The sequence below is a fragment of the uncultured Campylobacter sp. genome, from assembly GCF_937949835.1.
Classification (GTDB): Bacteria; Campylobacterota; Campylobacteria; order Campylobacterales; family Campylobacteraceae; genus Campylobacter_B.
Genome location: NZ_CALEDC010000490.1, coordinates 1 through 2,552, shown reverse-complemented (window position 1 = coordinate 2,552; position 2,552 = coordinate 1). Strand labels below are relative to the sequence as shown.

Genomic DNA, 2,552 nt, shown 5'->3' with positions numbered 1-2,552 from the left:
TATATTTTCAGACCAAATATCAAGCTCCTGCAGATTATGCAAATCCCCTAACTCAGACGGGATCGTTTTGATATTTGAACTTATATGAATCCTTTTGAGCGACGGGATTTTCACGGCGAGCCGTAATCTCTGCTCGTCCATATGACCCCACTCCTCAAGATTGGGTAAATTTACGATGTTTTCAGGAGGAGAGGTAAAATCTTCGCTTAGTTCCTTTAGACTCGGCATTCGCGAAACCTCATCGGGTAGCGCCTCTATATGCGTGTTCGTAAGATATAAAATTTCCAGACTTTTCAGCTCCGCCAGATACGCAGGCAAAGTATGTAAAAAATTACAACTATAACAGTGGAGCTCTCGCAGCTTGCTCATCCCTGTAATCTGCGGCGGCAACTGCGAAATATGCGTTTCATCCAGCTCAAGATATTCTAAATTTTTTAAATTCGCTACATTCGCGCTCAACTCTTTTACGGGGCAACGATCCAAAATCAGCGTCTTAAGATTCGGAATTTTAGAGATATTTTCACTAATCTCTGTAAATTTAGTAGCACGCAAGCCTAAATACTCGAGCTTTTTTAAATTTTGCACACAAGAGGGTAGATCTGAAACTCTCGTGCCTTGCAAATCAAGCTTTTTTAAATTTGAAAGCAAGCAAATCTCGGGCGGAACCTGCGTAACCTCATCCACTCTAATCGGCGAAACGGTCATAAAATTCGCGTTTCTGCCGAAGTCTAGCTCATCAATGTCCGCAAGCTTTTCATACAAATCCCACGTCGTAGCGATATCGCTAAAGAAGCTTATACCATAGTAATTCTCTCGCCCCTTATCGCTAAAGCGTAAGAAATCCGCCAAGTTTTGCATCTGCGTATTTTGATCCTCGCTCAGCTTTGGGCTAGACTTCAGGCGGATGTCCTGCGCATCGTTTGACATACTAATTTTAATGCCTTTAAAACCGGAGATTGATTGTATGCAGAGCGAAAAAGCAACTGCTATAAATAGCGCGATATAAATCTTTTTCATTTGAGTCGCCTTTTTAAAATTTAAAATTCTAGTATCTAGCTGCGCGATATTTATAAAATTTAAGCGAGCGCTTTGCAGGCTTGATTTAAAAATCCTCACATCGCTCTGCGCTTCGCAAATTCCATCAAATTTTAAAATTTTGGAATTTCGCCAGCGTCTTAAAGGTGAGGCGAAATTCCAAATCGAAGGATGCTTGTAAATTTTATTTATAAGCCTTGATCGCTTTGTCTAGAATTTTCTCCGCTTCCGCGGCGCTTGCGAAATCCTTTATTTTGACCCATTTATTCGGCTCTAAAAGCTTGTAGGTTTCGAAGAAATTTTTGATCTTATCCAGCGTCGCTTTAGGCAGATCGGCGACCCCTTTAATGCTGTCATATCGCGGATCGATCTTGCTAACCGGCACGGCAAGCAGCTTCTCGTCCATGCCGCTTTCGTCCTCCATCATCAAAACGCCGATTAAGCGACACGGGATCACGCTACCGGCGGCAAGCGGGTATTCGTTCAGCACCAAAACATCCGCAGGATCGCCGTCGTCTGCCAAGGTATTGGGCACGAAGCCGTAGTTTGCGGGATAAAACATCGCGCCGTAGAGCACGCGATCTACGCAGAGCGCGCCGCTTGCTTTGTCGATCTCGTATTTGATGTTCGAGCCGTAAGGGATCTCGATCACTGCGTTGATTTTATCGGGGTTTGAGCCCACTTTTATCTTTGAAAGATCCATAGTTTTCCTTTATTTAGAATTTAAAATTTTGATATTTTTTACGTCTATCGTCGTTTTGGTAAAATCTTTATCGATCTCGCCGCTAATTCGCACGAGCGTATTTTCATCCACGCTCACGCCGCGCCAAACGTCATCATCGATCTCAACCTCGATGCTATCGCCGTTTTGATCCACAAATCTATAATGTTCGTGTCTGAGCTGGGATTTTATCTTGCCGTCGATTACGACAAAAGAATCATCTCTTAATTTAAGCGCTTCTTTGACGCTTAACGGCTGAGTTTGCGCCGCGGAGCCGCTTGGGACGAACCCACCCGCACCGAATGCGACCGCACACAAAGCCATACTAATTAAAAATTTTCTAATCATATCTATCCTTAAAATTTTAATCTCTGTATCCGCAAACAGATCCGGAATTTCATTAAATTTAAAATCCGCTTGTATTTGACGCTCGCATTTAAATTTACACGGCGAGCTGCTTAAATTTACGCTTAAATTTTAATTATCTCGCGCAACGGCAAGCTATAAATTTAAAAGCGCGCTCGTCGTGATGTAAAATTTTTCGAGATAGCAGCGGCTCGTATGGCGCGACACGTGATTTTCCATACGCACGAGCGATATTTCGACTTGCAGCGGCGTGTTTGCCAAAACGCGCAAAAGCTGCGTTTCCGTTATTTCTTTTACCGGCATAAGATTGACGATCGCGATTTTGAGCGGACGGATATCCTGCGCTTTTGCCCGTTTGTCGGTCATGACGAATACGTTTTCGCGTTCGAGGATGCTGCGTGCCGGCAAATCCGATTGAATCTTAATTGGC

The 2,552-nt window shown here is 43.6% G+C and carries 4 protein-coding genes; all 4 read right to left on the bottom strand.

Annotation, left to right across the window (positions count from 1 at the left end; genetic code table 11):
- Positions 1 to 1,017, bottom strand: a 1,017-nt coding sequence (locus tag Q0256_RS10875; RefSeq protein ID WP_367271965.1) for a leucine-rich repeat domain-containing protein, incomplete at its 3' end; no start/stop codon positions are given.
- 202 nt (positions 1,018 to 1,219) lie between these two features.
- Positions 1,220 to 1,738: an inorganic diphosphatase gene (gene ppa, locus Q0256_RS10870; protein ID WP_297963010.1), complete on the bottom strand. Its 519-nt coding sequence runs from the start codon at positions 1,736 to 1,738 to the stop codon at positions 1,220 to 1,222.
- Between the two features lie 9 nt (positions 1,739 to 1,747).
- Positions 1,748 to 2,104: a NirD/YgiW/YdeI family stress tolerance protein gene (locus Q0256_RS10865; RefSeq protein WP_297963007.1), complete on the bottom strand. Its 357-nt coding sequence runs from the start codon at positions 2,102 to 2,104 to the stop codon at positions 1,748 to 1,750.
- A gap of 153 nt (positions 2,105 to 2,257) precedes the next feature.
- The coding region (locus tag Q0256_RS10860) for a homoserine O-succinyltransferase (RefSeq protein ID WP_297963004.1) at positions 2,258 to 2,552 on the bottom strand (295 nt) is incomplete at its 5' end.

Bases quoted from the DNA above. Each gene is read 5' to 3' on its own strand.
- Q0256_RS10865 (WP_297963007.1), bottom strand. From the start codon at position 2,104: ATGATTAGAAAATTTTTAATTAGTATGGCTTTGTGTGCGGTCGCATTC.
- ppa (WP_297963010.1), bottom strand. From the start codon at position 1,738: ATGGATCTTTCAAAGATAAAAGTGGGCTCAAACCCCGATAAAATCAAC.